The organism is Sinomonas gamaensis (assembly GCF_005876955.1).
GTDB classification, from domain to species: domain Bacteria; phylum Actinomycetota; class Actinomycetes; order Actinomycetales; family Micrococcaceae; genus Sinomonas; species Sinomonas gamaensis.
Genome location: NZ_SSCL01000010.1, coordinates 29,664 through 47,246 on the forward strand (window position 1 = coordinate 29,664; position 17,583 = coordinate 47,246).

Below are 17,583 nucleotides of genomic sequence, written 5' to 3' on the forward strand. Positions count from 1 at the left end.
ACAAAAGAGAGAACCATGGAACAGATGATTCACGTCAAGACCAAATTCGAGCGCCCGGACGCGGACGTCGTCAAGCGCCTCTCCGCGTTCTCGTCGGCGACGATCCACGAGGCTCAGGGCCGCAAGGGCGCCCTCAGCTCGCGCATCAAGCCGATTGACCGCTCGATGTCCTTCTGCGGCCCGGCCGTCACCGTCCGCTGCGCCCCGCGCGACAACCTCATGCTCCAGGTGGCCATCCACTACGCGCAGGAGGGCGACGTGGTCCTCGTGGGCGCCGGCGAATTCACCGAGGCCGGCACGTTCGGCGACGTCCTCGGCAACGCCATGAAGGCCAAGGGCATCGCTGCCATGGTCACCGACTCGGGCGTCCGCGACACAGCGGACCTCATCGAGCTCGGCCTCCCGGTCTTCTCCGGCAGCATCTCGATCAAGGGCACCGTCAAGGAGACCCTCGGGCCGATCAACCACCCGATCGTGATCGGCGACGAGGTCATCTACCCCGGTGACATCCTCAAGGGCGATGCCGACGGCGTCGTGGTGGTGCGGCGCGACGAGGCCGAGGAGGTCATCGCGCTCTCACAGGCGCGAGTCGACAAGGAGAACGAGCTCATCAAGCAGTACCACGCGGGTGGCACGACGATCGAGCTGTGCAACCTGACGGACGTGCTCAAGGCGAAGGGCCTCCTGGTCGAGGACTGAGCCCGCAGCTACGCTAAAGCGCCCCTGGTCTTCGGGCCGGGGGTGTTTTTGCGCGGTCGGGCCCATTCGCAGTCACCTTCTCGCGCAGAAGTCCCCGCAACGGTGACTTCTCTGCGAGAAGGGGACTTCTCCTCCGCGAGAACGTGACTTCTGCGCGAGAAGGGAACTTCGACTCCGGCACACGGGTGCATAACGCACAAATGAGGAGGGCCCCGATTCAGGGGCCCTCCTCATGGCTTCGGTGAAATTCTTACCAGATCGCGCCTTCTGCAACGCGGCGCTTGGCGTCGACGAGAAGCCATTCCGCAGTTCCACCGTCGTGGGTCGGCATGATGCTTCCCTCGAAGACGAAAAGTGGTTCCGCTGAAGAATCAACGGGCTGCCAGAGGCCATTGATGGGGCAGTGGGCGCCTGTCCGAACGATCATGCTATGGGACTTCCTCAGGTTCCAACTGGTGTGGCTGATCTTTTTCATTTCAGGGCTTCCTCGCGCTGCGTCAGCTGGCTTCCGCTGACTTAAGAATTGATCTGATAGATCAATGGTAGGCAGCACAATACGGCGCTGAATAAGATCAAAGTCGAGTGCCTAGATAAGGCTCCGCTATGGATAAGCTGCAGACGAGCAGCGGACCCTCAGGCCGCATCCGTCCCGTAGCGGGCCAGGAGCTGGTTCTTGATCATCTCGCGCAGCAGGATCAGCACGGCCGAGGCCGCCTCGGACATCGGCTCGTGGTCGGCGGTGCACAGCCCGAACTTCACGTGCAGATCTGGATCGACGAGGCGCCTCATCCGGAAATCGGCGTCCGGGAAGAGAGCATCTGCCGCAGACCTGGGGAGGACCGTCGCCCCGAGATTCGCGCGGAGGAGCCGGAACAGCGCCGGCACGGATTCCACTTCTCCGGCAACCCGGAGGGTCAGGCCCTGCTCGGCAAACGCCTTGTCGAGGAGCCGCCGGACCGTGTGGTTGTCCTCGGGCAGGAAGAGTGGGAGCTCAGAGGTTTCGCGAAGAGTGATCGGCTCGTCCTTGTCGAAGTCAGGACCCACCTCGGGACTCGCCACCACGTAGAGTTCGTCCAGGATCATGCTCGTGAACCGGAGACCCTTGGTTTCCCGCGGCTCGTAGATCAGGGCCATGTCCAGCCTGCCGTTCTTGATGGCGTCGCTGAGCACGCCGCCGAAGATCTCCGTCAGGTGCAGGGTGATGTCGGGATACCGGCGGCCCACTTCGCGGACAATGGCAGGAGCAAGACTCGAGGCCATGCAATACGGTGCCATCGCAATGGCCACCCGGCCGGAGGGCGCCGCTCCAGACCTCTCCACATCCAGCCTGGCCTGCTCCACCAAGCGAAGGATCGACTGCGCGTGCCGGTAGAGGGCATTGCCGGCAGCCGTCGGCTCGACGCCCTGCTTGCTCCGGATGAGAAGCCTCTGCTTGAGTTCCTTCTCGAGGGCGGACACCTGCTGGCTGAGCGCCGGCTGGGCTACATGCAGGGCCGCCGCAGCCTTCGTGATGCTGCCCGAGTCGACGATCCTCACGAAGTACTCGAGCTTCCGGGTGTCCACCGTTTCCTACCTTTCTCAGAGGCCGCTGTCATAGCGGATCCTTATGTCGGGACACAGAACCGGTCTGGCTTGAGGGCTGAGACCATTCCGAAATCCGATTGCCTCAGCAAGAGATTCAGGACCCTCCAGAAAAAACGCCCGAAAGAATTCAATGTGATCCATGAGAACCGTGCGTGCGATTTTACACGAAGCAGCCCGCGGCGGCCACGGCGCTCACGGGGGGGCGCCGCCGCCACCAAGCCGCCGACCGTCGTCGTCCTCTGCAGGCGCGGCGACAGGCTGCTGCTGGGCCGGGCGCCGCGGGCCGGCAGCCTGTGCCGCGGGTCATAACGGACCCCTATCCCGTGACATCCAATAGGTCTTTGTGCCCGCGGTTCCGGCGGTGAGACGATCCATGAGGAGCAAATGTCCGCCGCTGAGCACGAAAAGAGAAACACGTGAACCCGATGATCGATCTCGTGGCAGATCTCGGAGAAGGATTCGGCGCTTACCGGATGGGAAATGATCCGGAACTGCTCGAAATCGTCTCGAGCGCCAATATCGCATGTGGGTTCCACGCCGGTGACCCGGACATCATGAATTCCACGGTTGCCGAATGCGTGCGCCGCGGCGTGGGCATCGGAGCCCACCCGAGCTTCCCGGACCTCCGCGGATTCGGCCGCCGGGCGATGGACCTCAGCGAGGACGAGGTGCGCAACGACGTCGTCTACCAGCTCGGCGCGCTCTCGGGGTTTGCCGCCCTTCACGGGACCAAGGTCTCCCACATCGCGCCGCACGGCCGCCTCGGCAATCTGGTGGCCGTCCGCCCCGACTACGCCGCCGCCGTCGCCGATGCCGCCGCGGGCTTCGACAAGAACCTCATCGTGGTTGCCCAGGAGGGCGAACTCGCCACGGCCGCGCGGGAGCGCGGACTCCGCGTGGGGCTCGTGGGCATCGTGGACCGCGCCTATCAGGCCGACGGCACCCTCGTGCCGCGAGGCCTCCCGGGTGCCGTGCTCCATGACCCGAAGGAGATCGTCGAGCGAACGGTGCGTATGGTCGTGGAAGGCAAGATCGCCACGGTCGCCGGCACCGATCTCGACATCGCGGCAGACACGGTGCTTCTGCACGGGGACAACCCCGGCGCCGTCGATCTCGCGCGCCTCATCCGCAGCGAACTCACCGCCGCGGGAGTCCAGATCGCTCCCCTCGCCGACGTCATCGCCGCCAAGCACGCCGAACAGACCAAGTCTCCGGCGGCCTGAGATGTCCGTCTCCCCCTTCTCCCCTGCGCCGGTGCAGGTCTTCGAATCCGGCGATGCGGCCCTGCGCGTCGTCGCCACCTCCGGCGACGCCGAGCGGGACTGGTCAACCGTCCACCACCTCGCGGAGTGGCTCGAGGCCTGCGGTGCGGAAGGCCTGCATGGCGCGGTTCCCACCTATGATTCGGTCCTCGTGGAATTCGATGTCCTCGCTGTGTCCGCACAGCAGGTCCGTGCCTTCGTCGGCCTCGGCCTGCGGCAGCTGGCCCTGGCGGCCGACGACGGCGCCGCACCACGCGAGTTCGACGTCCCCGTGGTGTACGGGGGAGCGTATGGTCCCGACCTCGAGGCGGTCGCCCAGCATGAGGGGCTCTCGGTCGAGGACATCATCCGACTGCACTCGTCCAAGACCTACGTGGTCCGCTGCCTCGGCGCCCCGGCCGGCTCGCCCATGATGGACGGCCCCGCCTTCCCGCTGCCGGTCCCGCGGCTCAAGGATCCCCGCCTGAGCGTCCCCGCAGGTGCCGTCTCCGTGGCCGGCCGGCAGGCCGTCATCGCCCCCGCGGTTGCACCAGGCGGATGGCAGGTCATCGGCCAGACCCCGCTCACGCTCCTGGACATCCATCGCGATCCGCTCGTGCCCTACAAGCCCGGGGACATCCTCCGGTTCCGGCAGATTCCGGAGGGCGAGTTCGCCGACTTCGCGGGGCACCTGATGGAGGCGGGACGATGAGCGGCACGATCCTCATCCAGCAGGCCGGCAACTCGGTGGTCACCGACCTCGGGCGCTTCCGCGGCCCGCACTACGGCCTCCCCGTCAATGGCGCGCTGGACCAGTACTCCGCGAAGGCCGCGAACATCCTCGCAGGCAACCCCGAGAACGCGCCGCTGTTCGAGCTCACCGGGCTCGATTTCAGGATGACGACGACGGCGGACCTCCTGATCGCCGTGACCGGCGCCCCGCTGACCCTCACCGTTGGCGGCCGGGAATGCACGCAGTGGGAGCCGGTCTCGGTCCGCGCTGGCGAGACGGTCGCCGTCCGTGGCATCCACGGCGGCCTCCGGGCCTACGTGGCCGTGCACGGCTCGGTCGAGGTGCCGTTCCTGCTCGGCAGCTGCGCGCCGGACACGGTCGTCGGCTTCGGCCACAAGCTCCGGGACGGCGACTGCCTCGAGACCCTCCGCAGCGTCCCGCCGATCCGCCATCCGTACATGGACATGCCGCTCTTCCGCCTGGGCGTCGCGCGGCCGCGGACTGCGCACGACCACGTTGTGGAAGTGACCGACGGCCCGGACTACGACGAGTTCGGCGAGTCGGCGAACCTGCTCTTCAGCTCCGAATACACCGTGAGCCCGCGGAGCAATCACATTGGCCTGCGGCTGGGCGGCGACCTGCCGGAACGGACGACGACGGGCGAAGTCCTCTCCCGCGGGGTGCCCGTCGGCGCCGTCGAAGTCCCCTCGCGGGAGGAGCTTCTGGTGATTCACCGCGGCCGCGGGGTGACCGCCGGATATCCGGTGCTCGCCGTCGCCACGAGCCTCGGACTCGATGTTCTGGCCCAGGCCCGCCCGGGCGACAAGGTGCGGTTCAGGAGGACGACGGTAGCTGAGGCCACGGCCGCGTACCGGCGCTCGATGCAACAGCTCGAAACCCTCCGGGAGTCCGTCTCCTCCGTCTTCAACCTCTTGGGCATCGGAGGACCCGCCCACTGGCACGAAGTGCCGGCAGCCGCGTGCGGCTGACCTCATCCGACTGTTTTCAACGCTCTAACCCCTGGAGATTCACATGCCCTTCACTGATTACAAGACCGCCCTCGTCACCGGCGCCTCGACCGGCATGGGTGCAGCCATCGCCGAGCTGCTCACCAAGCGCGGCCTGACCGTCCACGCCGTCGCGCGCAACGAGGAGCGCCTCAAGGAGCTCGCGGACCGCACCGGAGCTGTGGCGCACGCCCTGGACCTCACGGACACCGCGGCTGTCGCCGCCGAGCTGGGCGGCCTCGAGATCGATGTCCTCATCAACTGCGCCGGGGTGTCCCGCCCGGGCAACATCCTGGACTCCTCGGAGGCGGACCTCGACGAGATCATCGACGTCAACCTCCGCGGGCTGCTTCAGTTGACCCGGATCCTGCTGCCGGGCATGGTCGAGCGGGACCTCGGCCACATTGTGAACATCAGCTCGATCGCCGGCGTGTACAACTTCTACGGCCACACGGCCTACCACGCCACGAAGGCGGCCGTGCACCAGATCTCGCGCCAGCTGCGCAATGACACGGTGGGCAAGCGCATCCGCGTGACCGAGGTCTGCCCGGGCCGCGTGGAGACTGAGATCTTCGGCCGCAACATGGGCGGTACCCCGGAGGCCATGGAAGAGGCCTGGAAGACGTTCTATGAGGGCTACGAGTCGCTGACGACCGCCGACATCGTCGACGCCATCGACTACGCGATCGAGACCCCGCGGCACGTCAACGTGGGCATGATCGAGATCATGCCGACCTTCCAGGTTCCGGGCGGCCTGACCTTCGACCGCCGCTGAGTTCTCGGCGGCAACACCATGCCAACGCTGCCGGCCACGGGACTCCGTGGCCGGCAGCACTTTCCTGCGAAGGAGTCAGACCCGTGCGCGAGACCCGCCGCTACCAGCACAGAGCCACTGAAGACCGCGCCGGTGGGGGCCACGCTTCGCGGGAGAAAGTCCTCCAGGCCCTCGCAGCCCACCGCCAGCTGCTGAGCCAACACCGCGCCCGCATCCGCACGCTCACCGCTTCACGCAACGAGCTGGTGGCGCGGGCCGTCGCCGACGGCGTCCGCATCTCGACCGTCGCCGCCGCTGTGGGTGAGACCGTGCCGAGGGTGCGCGGGATCGCGCTGGCATTCAGCGACCTGGCATTCAGCGACGCGGCGTCCGACGGCACGATGTTCGACGGCAGGGTGTTCGACGGCAGGGTGTTCGACGGCGCAGTGTTCGACGGCGGACCCCTCGCCGCATGCTCCCCGGACGAGCATCTGCGCGCCCTCCGGAAGACCGCCGTCGATCTCGAGTCCGCCGTCGCAAGCCGTGCCTCCCTCGAGAATCAGCTGGGCGCGCTCGTGACCGGCGCTTTCCGCCTGGGCTTCACCAACGAGACTCAGCTCGCCTCCCTCGCGGGAATCTCCCCTGAAAGTGTGCATGAGCACTTACGTGGCCTGCGCCGGGCGAAGTCAGGGGCCGTCAGGAGGTTGGACTAGGCCGCGGCAAGACGCGTTCGACGGGACACCACGGTCGCCACCACAAGAAGAACGAGCACGGCGGCGCCGAACAACGCCGCGGAGGCCCCGAGCGGCAGAACCTGGAGGACCAGGCCCAGGAGCATGACCGGCACGGACATCCCGAAGTAGCCGCCGAGGAAGAGTCCGGCAAGGGTCTCGCCCTTCGACTCCTCCGGCGCGATCCGCAGGACCGAACCGATGGCGAACTTGAACGTCACGCCGACCCCAGCTCCGGCTAGGATTCCCCCAGCCACGAGCATCGGTAGGACTGTCGCGACGATGGCGACGACGACAAGCACCAGACCCGCCCCCAGCAGGACCGTGCCGAGAACCTCCTGAACCTTGGCCGCGAGACGCGCAGAGAACATCTGGGCGACAGCGGAAGCCGCGAAAACGGCGAAGGCAAGCGCTCCCGAGACCACGAACGAGTGGATGCCCAGCTGGCCCGAGACGAACTGCGGCGCCAGCGACGTGAAGAAGCCGAACATCGCGAACCCCACGAATCCGAGCATCAGCGCGGCACCGAAGCGGCCTCGCTCGGACCTCGGGACAGCGATCCGCTGCGGCCTGTATGTCCATTCCCGGCTCAAAGGCCGCACCGTCTCGGGCACCCTCGCAAGCAGCAGCGTCCCGATGACCAGCACGATCGCGAACGCGGCATACGGCGTGAGGAGCGGCTGCGGCGCATACTCGGCGAGCAGGCCGCTCGCGAGAGGTCCAAGGCCCAGCCCGCCGATGTTCGCCGCCGTCGAGACGACCTCCGCACGCCGCTGCCCGGCCCCTGGCCGCGCGGCGCGGTGCAGCTCGGTGAGGTGCGCGGTCGCCGTCGCCGTCAGCATGCCGATGCCCAGCCCGCTCAGGAGGCGGCCCACCAGGAGGCCCGGCAGCGCGGGCCACACGATGAAGACCAGTGCTGAGAGCACATTGAGGACGACGGCGGCCGCCGCCATCCGCCGTCGTCCCACTCTGTCCGAAAGGTGCCCTGCGAGCAGCAGGCTCACCACAACGCCGAGCGCATAGGCCGCGAAGATCACGGTGATCATGAACGCGCTGAATCCCTGCTGCCGCTGATAGATGACGTAGAGCGGGGTGGGCACCGTCGCGTAGGCCATCGTGGCGGCGAAGACCGCGGTGACGATCCAGAACCCGCGGTGATGTGTGGCAGAAGGGGTTGGCAGGGGTCGTGGGCGGCTGACGCTCGAGGTGGTCATGGTGCCAGTTTCGATGGTGCCATCCCATCACGTCCAACAGTGTTTTTTGCTCGCATCCATCGCCATTCGCGATAGTTCTGCCACACTGAGTTCCGTGCAGCTGCATCAGCTCGAGTACTTTGTGGCGGTCGCGGACGCGCTGAGCTTCACCGCCGGCGCACGGAACCTCCACGTAGTGCAATCCGCCGTCTCTGCCGCCGTGCGACAGCTGGAGAAGGAACTCGGGGCCGAGCTCTTTGTGCGGTACGGCAGGCGGATCCGGCTCACGCCCGAGGGCGAGGCGCTCCTTCCGCACGCGCGCTCCATCCTGGCCCAGACGGAAGCTGCCCGGGACGCCGTCGATGCCGTTCACGACGTAGTGCGTGGGACTGTGGTCCTCGGAACACTCACGCACGTGGGTCCCATCGACACAGTGTCGGTGCTGAGTCGACTCAGCGAGCAGCACCCCGGCGTGGTCGTGAAACTGCGGCAGACCACAGCCGGCACCCGTTCAAGCCTCGAGAACGTCCGGTCGGGCGTCCTGGACCTGGCGATCGTCGCCTCGCCCGCCGAGAGCGTGCCCGGGATCGCGCTCACGCCCCTGCACACAGAACCGATCGTCTTCATCTGCCCCAAGGAGCATCGGCTCGCGGGCGCCACCCAGATCCGGCTCGAGGACCTCGCGGACGAGAGGTTCATCGACTTCCCCGAAGGCTGGGGAAACCGGATGGTGGTCGAGGCTGCCTTCGCGGCCGCGGGCGCGGAGCGGACGGTGCAGACCGAGGTCGTCGGCTTCGAAATGGCCGTCGAGCTCGTTAGCCGGGGCTTTGGCGTCGCGTTCGTGGCTGCGTCCGCACTCACGTCGGCCGATGACAGCGTATGGTCGATTCCCACGCGGCTCGAGTGGCGCATGCAGCTTGCCCGCTCGTCGGCGCGCCCACCCACTCAGGCGGAGTCCGTCGTCGTCCGCGCTTTCGAAGAAGCGGCATCACAGGGCGCAGGCGTAGGGTTGAAACGCCATGAAAAGCGCTGAACCCCCGTTTCGTCTCCGGTCCGTCGCCCTGCCCGTGTTCCTACCGGCGCTGCTGTTCTCGACCGGCGAGGGCGCGATTCTGCCCGTCATTCCGCTCGCCGCGCACAATCTGGGAGCGACGCTCGCCGTCGCGGGACTCGTCGCATCCATGGTCATGGTCGGAACACTCGTGGGCGACATCCCCAGCGGGGCGGTCGTCTCCCGCCTCGGCGAGCGCAGGTCGATGATCATCGCCGCGGCCGTCGCGCTCGTGGGGCTCGTGGTGTGCATGCTGGCCCCGAACCCGTGGGTGCTGCTCGTGGGCGTGCTGTTCATCGGCATCGCGACGGCCGTGTTCGGCCTCGCACGCCACGCCTTCATGACCACGCACGTTCCGCTGCGCTACCGGGCCCGCGCCCTCTCGAGCCTGGGCGGCGTGTTCCGCGGCGGGTGGTTCATCGGCCCGCTCATCGCGTCCGCCGTCATCAGCGCCACCGGGACGCCGCAGTCCGCGTTCTGGATCTTCGCCGCGGCCTGCGCCACCGCCATCGTGGCGCTGCTCCTCCTTCCCGATCCCGAGCGGATCGCGGAGTCCTCTGGCCCTGCCGGGTCATCCTCCCCTCGCCCCACAGCCCCGCATCACGGGCTCTTCAAGGCCATCTGGTCGCATCGATCCGTTCTGGTCCGCATGGGCACGGGAGCTGGGCTCGTCGGGGCGGCCCGCGCGGCGCGCACCACGCTGCTTCCCCTGTGGGCCCTCAGCATCGGGCTCGACGAGGCCTCGACGGCGCTCATCATCGGTGTTGCAGGTGGCGTCGAATTTGCCCTCTTCTACACGAGCGGTCACATTATGGACCGGTGGGGACGGCTGTGGAGCGTGCTGCCCTGCATGCTCGGGCTCGGGAGCGGCTTCCTCGCCCTCGCCTTTGTCCACGACGTCTCGGCCCGTGTCTCCTGGTTCGTGGGGATCGTGCTGGTGCTGTCCGTGGCGAACGGCCTCGGCAGCGGCATCGTCATGACGCTCGGCGCCGACCTCGCGCCGTCGCCTCACCCCGCGCCGTTCCTCAGCGCGTGGCGCTTCGCGAGCGACGGCGGACAGGCCTCCGCGCCGCTTCTCGTGTCCCTGCTGACCGCAGTCGCGTCGCTCCCCATCGCGAGCGCCGCCATCGGGGTCCTGGCGCTGTTCGGCGCCGGGCTTCTGGCGCGCTTCACGCCTCGGTACGTGCCGCACGCCGGGCGTAGTTCGCGGCGGTCTGAGCTTTCCGCGCAGTAGCTGGCGGCCCCGACGTCGGCGGCACAGGACCCGACCTCGGCGGCACAGGGCCCGACGTCGGCGGGGGGGTGCTCAGTCCGCCTCGAGCCCGTCGCGGGCCTCGGTGATGGCGCCGGTCAGCTTCGAGATCAGCTCGGTGACGAGGGCGAGCTGCTCGGGCGTGTAGTCGGCGAGGATGGGCAGCATGTGCTGGACCATGGGGTCGAACATCTCGCGCCCCGTGGCCCGGGCGCTCGGCGTCGACTTGAGCAGCACTTGGCGCCGGTCCTCCGAGCTGTGCTCACGTTCCAGATGGCCGGATGCCTCCAACCGGTCGAGCACCGCCGTCATCGCCGCGGAGCTGAGCACGAGCCGCTCGCGCAGCTCGCCGGGCGTGGTGGCGACTCCGGCGCGGTCGGCCTCGACCACAGCGTTGATGGCGTGGATGTCATTCCTTGCAAGCCCGTGCTTGCGCCGCACTGTCTCGGAGTACCTCTCGGCCTCAGTGGTGAACTTCTGGAGGAGGAAGAGGAGCGCGAACCCCGGGGAGGAGCGCAGCGCATCACGGCTTGCGTCGGCGTTCTGGGGCTCGTCTGGCACGCCGAACATTCTAGGACTGCTTCCGTGGCAGTGACCGATACCCCTCGAGCGCGGCCTGCCGCGTTTCCGCCAGGTCGACGCACGGAACGGGGTACTCCGCGGTGCCGAACTCCGGCACCCACCGCCGCACGTAGTCTTCGTCCGGGTCATGGGTCTTGGCCTGTGTGACAGGGTTGAAGATCCGGAAGAACGGCGACGCATCGGCGCCTGAGCCCGCAACCCATTGCCAGTTGAACGGGTTCGAGGCGGGATCTGCGTCCACGAGGGTGTCCCAGAACCACTGCTCGCCGATCCGCCAATCGACGCCCAGATTCTTCACGAGCAGGCTTGCGGAGACCATGCGCACTCGGTTGTGCATCCAGCCCGTTGCCCACAGCTCCCTCTGGCCCGCGTCCACGAGCGGAAATCCGGTCAGCCCCCTCTGCCACCGCTCGAGGAGCAACCCGCTGCTCAGGCGGGCATCTGCACTCTCGCCAGCCTCGCCGTCGTCATTCGCGCTGCCGTTCATCGCCGACGGCGACCACCAGGGGTAGGCGTCGAACTCGGGCCGCAGATTGACGGTGGCGAGGTCGGGGTGGTGGTACAGCTGATGCCACGCGAACTCCCGCCAGCCCAGCTCCGCGGCGAAGGAGGCACTGCCCCCTGGGGCTTCGCGCCGGCGTCGTCCGATGGCGTGCCACACCTCGAAGGGGCTGACGTGCCCCCAACGGAGGTACGGCGAGAGGCGGCTCGTCGCCGGAGCGGCGGGCCGATCCCGCTGGTCTGCGTAGTCGGCGAGTGCGTCGTGGGCGAAGGCGTCGAGCAGTTCGTGCCCGGCGGGTGCACCGGGCGTCCACGCCTCGGCAAGAGGCTTCGACCAGTCAGGTTCCCCGGGGAGAAGGGCCCACTGCTCGAGCCGATCACCCGGGGGGATCGTGGGAGGCGCCTGCGGCTGGGCGCCCGGAACCGGCAGCGGGTGCCGGAAGTCGTGGGAGCTGAGCTCCTTCCAGAACGGTGTGAAGACCTTGTACGCCCCGCCCTGCCGATTGGTGAGCTCCCACGGTTCGTGCAGGAGCGACCCCTGGAAGCTCTCCGCCTGCAGCCCAGAGGCGCGCAGGAGTGCCTTCACCGCGGTATCCGCGCGCCGTTCCCCGCCGCCGTATCGCCGGTTCCAGTACACAGACCCGGCCTCGGCTTCCTTGGCGACAGCAGGGACGACGGCGGCCGCGGCACCTCGGCGGAGCACGAGCGGGACGTTGAGGTGATCGAGTTCGTCCTGCAGCGCTTCGAGCGCGCGGTGCAGCCACCACCGGGCAGCACCGCCCAAGGCACGGATACCGGGGGATTCCTCGTCGAGGACGTAGAGGGCCACCACCGCCCCGCTGTCCATCGCCGCATGCAGCGCCGGATGGTCGGCGACCCGAAGGTCATCGCGGAACCAGACGATCGAAGTCCCGGTCATCCGGCCATCCCCTTCGAACGGAGCACGGGAGGAAGGAGCGCTGCGGCGAGAAGCGACACGGTGAGTATGAATCCCGTCAGGTAGTTGAGCCAGAGGAAGCGGCGCCACCCCACACGCGTCCGGGCGGAGTCCGCGTCCGTGATCCCCCCGAACGGCGCGGCGTTGAGCGCGTAGGGCAGGGCCAGGAGCCCAGCCCAGCGCGCGGGCCCGTCCGCACCCAGTATGAGCAGCGCGGCGGCAGCGATATAGCCGACGACGGCGATCAGCACCGTGCGTCTCGCGCCGAACAGCGTGGCGATCGAGGCGATGCCCGCCTCGCGGTCGGGCAGGATGTCCTGTACCGCGCCGAACGCGTGGCTCGCGGCCCCCCACACGAAGAACGCGCCGAGCGCCGCGAGCGCATGGGGCGCCCCCAACGCAGCGGGGCCACCCGCGAGCGCGAGCCCATACACCGCGGGCGAGACGAAGTGTGTGCTCGAGGTGAGCGAGTCGAGCACCGGCCGCTCCTTGAACCGCAGTATGGGAACGCTGTACGCGGCGACGGCGAACAGCGAGACGGCGAGGACGGCCCAGCTCGCGGGCGAGCCGCCGGCCACCAGGGGCACAGCGAACGGCACGCACGATCCCCAGACAAGCCACAGTACGGGCCGATGGCGGCTCGGCTCCAGCACCGCCCCCTCGACGCCGCCTTTGCGGGGATTGCGGAGGTCCGACTCGTAGTCGAAGACGTCGTTCGTGCCGTACATCGCCGCGTTGTAGGGGACGAGGAAGAAGAGGGTGCCCACGACGAGACGCCAGTCGACCTTGCCTCCCGCGAGCAGATAGGCCGCGGCGAACGGGTAGGCGGTGTTGACCCAGGAGAGGGGCCGCGAGGACATGAGGAGCACGGCGGGGAGGCTGCGGGCGGTGGGCACGGCGAGGCTCACTGCTTGGCCTCCTCAGGGGCAGCTTGCGACGACCCGCGCACTCCGCGCCAGAGCGCCGGGAGGAGGATGGCGGCCGCCAGCGGGTACGCGAAGTCCTCGAGCGGTGCGCGGCCCACCGAGAGTCCGGACACGGCGTCGGCCCGGTAGGTGAAGAGGCCGACGGCGATCATGACGTTGTCGAAGACGGCCGTCAGGACGACGAGGCCTCCGCCGGCGAGAGCAGCCGGCTGCCAGAACCCAGACGAGTGCCCGCGCAGCAGAACGGCCGCGGCTCCGACGCAGATCAGGAGGAAGACGGCATCGATAAGCAGGTAGGTCATCGCCGGGCCTCCATCCTCGCGCAGATCCTGGAAGCGATGAGTTCCGCCGCCGCGAACAGCAGCAGTGCGCTGTAGGAGAAGAAGGCCAGGAACACCGGCTCCTCGAGCGGCAGCTCCGGGGCCAGCAGCACTCCAGTCATGAGCGGTGAGGCCCCATGCAGGAAGACTCCCGCGGCTATCGCGACGGCGTCCCACGCGAGGAACAGCCCGACGCCCGCCACGACTACTGCCGAGGCGGGCCCGGGAGAGCGCCAGAAGCACAGCCGGAATTTCCAGTCGACGACGGCGAGGCACGCCTCCGCCGCGAACAGGAGGATCAGGTACGTCATACGGCCTCCACAGGTTCGGCGGACGCATCAGGGACCCAGACCGGGCCGGGACGACGGTCGCCGCGCACGAGCTTGAGCACGAGTTCGGCGCTGATGAGGCACATGGGCACCCCGATCCCGGGACGCACGGAGGCCCCCGCGTAGTAGAGGCCGGACACCCTCCTGCTCGTATTCCCCGGACGGAATACTGCGCTCTGGCCGAGGGTGTGGGCGAGTCCGAGGGCTCCGCCCCGCCAGGCGTTGAAGTCCGCCACGAAATCGGCCGGAGCGAAGGTACGGCGGACCGCTATGCGGCTGGGAAGGTCGGGGATCCGTGCCCAGGAGGCGATCTGTCGGATGGCCGCGTCGATCAGGGCCTCGACTGCGGGAGCTCCGGAACCGTCGATTCCGCCGCGGCCCCAGTCGGGCCGAGCCGGCGCAGGCACCAGCACGAACAGCGACTCGTCCCCCGCTGGTGCCACGCCCGGATCGGAGGCGCTGGCCCGCGACACATAGATCGACGTCGGGTCCGGGAGCCTTCGACCGCTGTGGATTCTGGCGAAGTTGTCCCGCCAGTCGCCCGCGAAGAACAGGTTGTGATGGAGCAATTCCGGCATCTGGCCCCGGACGCCGAGGCACGCGAGCACTGCGCCGGGGCCGGGGTCGCGTTGCGCCCACGCCGACTCCGGGTGGGTCCTCAGCGGCGGTGGAAGCAGTTCGGTCTCGAGATGGTGGAGATCAGCCGCACCGACGACGACGTCGGCACCCATTCGATGTTCTGTGCCCATTCGATGTTCTCTTCCCCCCTCCACCCACACCACGCCCTCGACCCGTGCCCCACCCGGAGCCTCGCCCGTCACAATCCCGGTGACGCGCGCCCCGAGCCGGACCTGCACCCCCGCGTCCCGCGCGAGCCGCACCATGGCATCCACGAGGGCCGCGAAGCCGCCCCGCGGATAGAGGACACCCTGTTCGAGGTCCAAGTGGCTCATGAGCTGGTAGAGCGAGGGGGCGCGGAAGGGCGACGTCCCGAGGAAGACCGCGGGGTAGCCGAGAAGCTGACGTTGACGGGGATCGCGGAAGCGGTTCGCCACGTGCCGGTCGAGGTTCTGGCTCAGCATCCTCGCCAGCCGCGGCGTGCGGCGCAGGACGTCGAAGCTCGCAAGTCCACGCAGGGAGGAGAAGTCGTCGTACAGGAAGCGGTCCAGCGCCATGCGGTACGCCTCTGACGCCTCGTCGAGGTAGCGCTCGAGGGCCGGGCCGGAACCCGGGTCGAGCGACTCGAACAGGGAAATGGCTCCGTCGCGGTCGGAGGGCACGTCCACCGGCGCGCCTGCGCCCTCGAAGAAGGTCCGGTATCCAGGGTCCAGGCAGACCAGGTCGAGTTCCGCAGCAGCACTGGTCCCCATGAGCCGGAACCAGTGGTCGATGACCTCGGGCATCAGATACCACGACGGCCCGGTGTCGAACTGGAAACCCTTAGACTCCCAGCGCCCGGCGCGGCCGCCCAGGGACTCCCCCTGCTCCAGGAGCTGGACGGCGTGCCCCTCCTTGGCGAGCAGCGCCGCCGTCGCGATTCCGGCGATTCCTCCCCCGATGACGACGACGCTCCTCGGCTTCCGCGCTCGCCCTCCGCGCGCCCCGGGTGCCACAGGCCTGCCCCTCATGCCGCCCTCCGAGGATGACCGAGCGGGCCGAGTCCGAGGACCACGGCAGCGGCGAGGCGAGCCTTCGTGGCCGTGGGCACGCTGATCCGCGTGGTGGACAGGACGTCCGCGGGGCACGCATTGATCCGATCGGTCAGCTCGGAGAAGATCGCATGCGCGAGCGCAACGGCCCGTCGCGAGGAATCCGGCAGGAGCCGGAGCCCCGGCACGGCCGCATCGAGGTCCGCGCGCAATTCCGCGACGAGGGCCGTCTTCTGCCGTTCGTGCAGATGGCGCGGATTGACGCCGGGGAAGTACTCGCGCCCGAGCTCGGCGGAATCCTGGCCGAGGTCGCGCAGGAAGTTCACCTTCTGGAACGCGGCACCCAGCCGACGCGCTGATTCCGCCATGACGGTCCGCTCGGCCGGAGACGGGTGGGCGTCCAAGAGGAACACCTTCAGGCACATGAGCCCGACGACTTCCGCCGAGCCATAGATGTACTCCCCGAGGGAGGCGCCCGAGTGAGCGCGAGGGTCGCAGTCGCGGCGCATCGAGCCGTAGAAGGGGGCGATCAGGTCTCTCCCTATGCCCGCCCTGCGGGCCGTCTGCGCGAAGGCATGCACCACCAGATTGGTGCTGTACCCGAGTTCGAGGGCCGCATACGTCTCGCCTTCGAGGATGTCGAGCTGGTTCACCACGGCGTTGACGGGCAGCCCCGCGCCGGAGGCAGCCCCGTCCACGACCTCGTCGGCGAGGCGGACCAGCGCATAGACGCTCTCGATCTCCGGTCGGATGCCGGGGCCGAGGAGGCGGCAGGCGAGCCCGAACGACGTCGAGTAACGACGGATGACGACGGCGGAGCTCGCCGCCGCGGCGGCCGTGTAGCGGGCCAGGGGGGACGTTGCCGCTAGACGGCCTGCTTGCGTGGAACCCGGATTGCCGCGGGCCTCGGCGGCATAGGACATCAGCTCTCCCGGTGGAGGACGTGGTTGCAGATGCGGGTGAGTTCCGAGCGGAGCGCGGGCGGAAGGTCGGCGCGCCGGGCTTCGTCGAGTGCCTCCGTGACGAGGGAGTGGGCGAGGGTGAGGGCGTACGAGTCGGCCCCGGCTTCGTGGAGCGCGTCACGTACCCGGTCCAGGTCTGGACCTCCGCTTCCCGAGCTCGCGCCGTCGGGATGGGCGAAGGCCGTGAGCACCGTGAGCTTGCCCTCCCGGAGGTCCGAGGTCACCGGCTTGCCCGTCTGCCGCTCGTCGCCGAACGTGCCGAGGACGTCGTCGATCACCTGATACGCCGTGCCCACCAGCGACCCCACACGGCCGACGGCCTCAATCGCCCCCGCCTCGGCCCCCGCCAGAACGGCGCCCGCCCGGAGTGGTGCTTCGAACGAGTAGGTGGCCGTCTTGAGGCGCTCCATGTCGAGGACGTCGTCGATGCGGCCATCGGGTTGGCCGGCAGAGGGGTCTCCCGCGCAGACGGGTCGTGCCAGAAGCACGTCGGCGAGTTCGCCCGCCGCCGCGTCGGCGACGGCGCCGTGGAGGATGTCAGTGAGCTGGGAGCGGATGGCGGGCTCCGCCGTCGTCCGCTCCACAATGCGCAAGGAGGCGGTGAGCAGGAGGTCGCCCGCAATGACCGCGATCGAGCTGCCGAGGTGATTCGCTTCCCCCACGGTGAGCCCCCAGGCAAGTCCCGCATCTCGATAGATGCCCGCGACATTGGGGCGGCCGCGGCGCACGAAGTCCCGGTCGATGACGTCATCGTGGACCACAAGAGCGCCGTGGAGCAGCTCGAACGATGCTCCGACCGCGGCACATTCCCTCGCGTCCTGTCCGCCGAAGGCGGCGTACGCCAGACAGACCAGCTGCGGACGCAGGCGTTTGCCGCCGTCGAGCCCGCGCCCGATGTGGTCCCACAGCTCGCGCGCCCACACCGACGCTGCGTTGGCCTGGGCTGATTCCACATAGTCGCGGAGCAGGAGCTCGACGGCGGGGCCCACCTCGTCCCAATCGAGCCGAGAGTCATCGGGGCCTCTGACGGCCCGGCGCGTGACTCCTGCTGTGGCCGTTGCGTTCATGTCGGCTCCTCAAAAACTCTCGATCAGTTGATCTCTCGATAGTCGAGAAATATGATGGTCGAGAT

General features: G+C 68.5%; 19 protein-coding genes. 8 read left to right on the forward strand and 11 right to left on the reverse strand.

Translation table 11 applies throughout. The annotated features are described in order from the left end of the window. Nucleotides 1-15 precede the first annotated feature (15 nt). Entirely contained in the window at nucleotides 16-699 is a 684-nt protein-coding gene (locus E5679_RS13705) for a 4-carboxy-4-hydroxy-2-oxoadipate aldolase/oxaloacetate decarboxylase (RefSeq protein WP_249336133.1), read from the forward strand. 250 nt (nucleotides 700-949) lie between these two features. On the opposite strand, the gene E5679_RS13710 is transcribed toward E5679_RS13705, so the two are convergent. Together E5679_RS13710 and E5679_RS13715 are read right to left on the reverse strand one after the other, a co-directional pair. Next, nucleotides 950-1,126, reverse strand: a complete 177-nt coding sequence (locus tag E5679_RS13710; RefSeq protein ID WP_249336134.1) for a hypothetical protein — start codon at nucleotides 1,124-1,126, stop codon at nucleotides 950-952. 206 nt (nucleotides 1,127-1,332) lie between these two features. Next, nucleotides 1,333-2,262, reverse strand: coding sequence for a LysR substrate-binding domain-containing protein (locus tag E5679_RS13715; RefSeq protein ID WP_138416802.1), 930 nt, complete (start codon nucleotides 2,260-2,262; stop codon nucleotides 1,333-1,335). Nucleotides 2,263-2,708: 446 nt separating this feature from the next. On the opposite strand from E5679_RS13715, the gene E5679_RS13720 reads away from it, so the two are divergent. From E5679_RS13720 to E5679_RS13740, 5 genes are all read left to right on the forward strand, one after another. Further along, nucleotides 2,709-3,506, forward strand: a complete 798-nt coding sequence (locus E5679_RS13720; RefSeq protein ID WP_138416986.1) for a LamB/YcsF family protein — start codon at nucleotides 2,709-2,711, stop codon at nucleotides 3,504-3,506. Between the two features lies 1 nt (nucleotide 3,507). Further along, the gene (locus E5679_RS13725; protein ID WP_138416804.1) at nucleotides 3,508-4,236 is read left to right on the forward strand and encodes a 5-oxoprolinase subunit B family protein; all 729 of its coding nucleotides are present in this window, start codon (nucleotides 3,508-3,510) and stop codon (nucleotides 4,234-4,236) included. Next, the gene (locus E5679_RS13730) at nucleotides 4,233-5,246 is read left to right on the forward strand and encodes a 5-oxoprolinase subunit C family protein (protein ID WP_138416806.1); all 1,014 of its coding nucleotides are present in this window, start codon (nucleotides 4,233-4,235) and stop codon (nucleotides 5,244-5,246) included. Before E5679_RS13725 ends, E5679_RS13730 begins: the two co-directional genes overlap by 4 nt. 43 nt (nucleotides 5,247-5,289) lie before the next feature. Beyond that, on the forward strand, nucleotides 5,290-6,039 hold the full coding sequence (locus tag E5679_RS13735; protein WP_138416808.1) for an SDR family oxidoreductase: 750 nt from the start codon (nucleotides 5,290-5,292) through the stop codon (nucleotides 6,037-6,039). Between the two features lie 83 nt (nucleotides 6,040-6,122). Continuing rightward, the gene (locus E5679_RS13740) at nucleotides 6,123-6,731 is read left to right on the forward strand and encodes a hypothetical protein (protein ID WP_138416810.1); all 609 of its coding nucleotides are present in this window, start codon (nucleotides 6,123-6,125) and stop codon (nucleotides 6,729-6,731) included. On the opposite strand, the gene E5679_RS13745 is transcribed toward E5679_RS13740, so the two are convergent. Continuing rightward, nucleotides 6,728-7,963 carry an MFS transporter gene (locus E5679_RS13745; protein ID WP_138416812.1) on the reverse strand — a complete coding sequence of 412 codons (1,236 nt, stop codon included), beginning with the start codon at nucleotides 7,961-7,963 and terminating at the stop codon, nucleotides 6,728-6,730. The two genes, E5679_RS13740 and E5679_RS13745, sit on opposite strands and share 4 nt — an antisense overlap. Before the next feature lie 94 nt (nucleotides 7,964-8,057). Between E5679_RS13745 and E5679_RS13750 the strand changes: the two genes are divergently transcribed. Beyond that, nucleotides 8,058-8,975 (forward strand): LysR family transcriptional regulator, encoded by a 918-nt coding sequence (locus E5679_RS13750; protein WP_138416814.1) that lies wholly within the window; start codon nucleotides 8,058-8,060, stop codon nucleotides 8,973-8,975. Then, complete coding sequence (locus tag E5679_RS13755; RefSeq protein ID WP_138416817.1) at nucleotides 8,962-10,227, forward strand: MFS transporter; 1,266 nt, start codon at nucleotides 8,962-8,964, stop codon at nucleotides 10,225-10,227. Before E5679_RS13750 ends, E5679_RS13755 begins: the two co-directional genes overlap by 14 nt. Before the next feature lie 72 nt (nucleotides 10,228-10,299). Here the strand turns inward: E5679_RS13755 and E5679_RS13760 are convergent, their stop codons facing one another. The 8 genes from E5679_RS13760 to E5679_RS13795 are packed head-to-tail and all read right to left on the reverse strand — an operon-like array spanning nucleotide 10,300 to nucleotide 17,518. Beyond that, nucleotides 10,300-10,806, reverse strand: a complete 507-nt coding sequence (locus tag E5679_RS13760) for a MarR family winged helix-turn-helix transcriptional regulator (RefSeq protein WP_171042389.1) — start codon at nucleotides 10,804-10,806, stop codon at nucleotides 10,300-10,302. 10 nt (nucleotides 10,807-10,816) lie between these two features. After that, entirely contained in the window at nucleotides 10,817-12,247 is a 1,431-nt protein-coding gene (locus tag E5679_RS13765; protein ID WP_138416821.1) for a cryptochrome/photolyase family protein, read from the reverse strand. Then, nucleotides 12,244-13,173 (reverse strand): prenyltransferase, encoded by a 930-nt coding sequence (locus E5679_RS13770; protein WP_338055912.1) that lies wholly within the window; start codon nucleotides 13,171-13,173, stop codon nucleotides 12,244-12,246. Before E5679_RS13770 ends, E5679_RS13765 begins: the two co-directional genes overlap by 4 nt. Beyond that, nucleotides 13,170-13,493, reverse strand: a complete 324-nt coding sequence (locus E5679_RS13775) for a lycopene cyclase domain-containing protein (protein WP_138416823.1) — start codon at nucleotides 13,491-13,493, stop codon at nucleotides 13,170-13,172. Before E5679_RS13775 ends, E5679_RS13770 begins: the two co-directional genes overlap by 4 nt. After that, nucleotides 13,490-13,822, reverse strand: a complete 333-nt coding sequence (locus E5679_RS13780; RefSeq protein ID WP_138416825.1) for a lycopene cyclase domain-containing protein — start codon at nucleotides 13,820-13,822, stop codon at nucleotides 13,490-13,492. The genes E5679_RS13775 and E5679_RS13780 overlap by 4 nt, the downstream gene beginning before the upstream one ends. Continuing rightward, complete coding sequence (crtI, locus tag E5679_RS13785; RefSeq protein ID WP_138416827.1) at nucleotides 13,819-15,468, reverse strand: phytoene desaturase family protein; 1,650 nt, start codon at nucleotides 15,466-15,468, stop codon at nucleotides 13,819-13,821. Before crtI ends, E5679_RS13780 begins: the two co-directional genes overlap by 4 nt. After that, on the reverse strand, nucleotides 15,465-16,412 hold the full coding sequence (locus E5679_RS13790; RefSeq protein WP_138416829.1) for a phytoene/squalene synthase family protein: 948 nt from the start codon (nucleotides 16,410-16,412) through the stop codon (nucleotides 15,465-15,467). The genes crtI and E5679_RS13790 overlap by 4 nt, the downstream gene beginning before the upstream one ends. Then, the gene (locus E5679_RS13795) at nucleotides 16,412-17,518 is read right to left on the reverse strand and encodes a polyprenyl synthetase family protein (RefSeq protein WP_138416832.1); all 1,107 of its coding nucleotides are present in this window, start codon (nucleotides 17,516-17,518) and stop codon (nucleotides 16,412-16,414) included. Before E5679_RS13795 ends, E5679_RS13790 begins: the two co-directional genes overlap by 1 nt. Nucleotides 17,519-17,583: the final 65 nt, after the last annotated feature.

Excerpts from the sequence above, each read along its gene's own strand:
- E5679_RS13755 (WP_138416817.1), top strand. The coding sequence starts at position 8,962 with ATGAAAAGCGCTGAACCCCCGTTTCGTCTCCGGTCCGTCGCCCTGCCC.
- E5679_RS13730 (WP_138416806.1), top strand. The coding sequence starts at position 4,233 with ATGAGCGGCACGATCCTCATCCAGCAGGCCGGCAACTCGGTGGTCACC.
- E5679_RS13775 (WP_138416823.1), bottom strand. The coding sequence starts at position 13,493 with ATGACCTACCTGCTTATCGATGCCGTCTTCCTCCTGATCTGCGTCGGA.
- E5679_RS13745 (WP_138416812.1), bottom strand. The coding sequence starts at position 7,963 with ATGACCACCTCGAGCGTCAGCCGCCCACGACCCCTGCCAACCCCTTCT.
- E5679_RS13795 (WP_138416832.1), bottom strand. The coding sequence starts at position 17,518 with ATGAACGCAACGGCCACAGCAGGAGTCACGCGCCGGGCCGTCAGAGGC.
- E5679_RS13735 (WP_138416808.1), top strand. The coding sequence starts at position 5,290 with ATGCCCTTCACTGATTACAAGACCGCCCTCGTCACCGGCGCCTCGACC.
- E5679_RS13720 (WP_138416986.1), top strand. The coding sequence starts at position 2,709 with ATGATCGATCTCGTGGCAGATCTCGGAGAAGGATTCGGCGCTTACCGG.
- E5679_RS13765 (WP_138416821.1), bottom strand. The coding sequence starts at position 12,247 with ATGACCGGGACTTCGATCGTCTGGTTCCGCGATGACCTTCGGGTCGCC.
- E5679_RS13780 (WP_138416825.1), bottom strand. The coding sequence starts at position 13,822 with ATGACGTACCTGATCCTCCTGTTCGCGGCGGAGGCGTGCCTCGCCGTC.
- E5679_RS13710 (WP_249336134.1), bottom strand. The coding sequence starts at position 1,126 with ATGATCGTTCGGACAGGCGCCCACTGCCCCATCAATGGCCTCTGGCAG.
- E5679_RS13790 (WP_138416829.1), bottom strand. The coding sequence starts at position 16,412 with ATGTCCTATGCCGCCGAGGCCCGCGGCAATCCGGGTTCCACGCAAGCA.
- E5679_RS13705 (WP_249336133.1), top strand. The coding sequence starts at position 16 with ATGGAACAGATGATTCACGTCAAGACCAAATTCGAGCGCCCGGACGCG.
- E5679_RS13725 (WP_138416804.1), top strand. The coding sequence starts at position 3,508 with ATGTCCGTCTCCCCCTTCTCCCCTGCGCCGGTGCAGGTCTTCGAATCC.
- crtI (WP_138416827.1), bottom strand. The coding sequence starts at position 15,468 with ATGAGGGGCAGGCCTGTGGCACCCGGGGCGCGCGGAGGGCGAGCGCGG.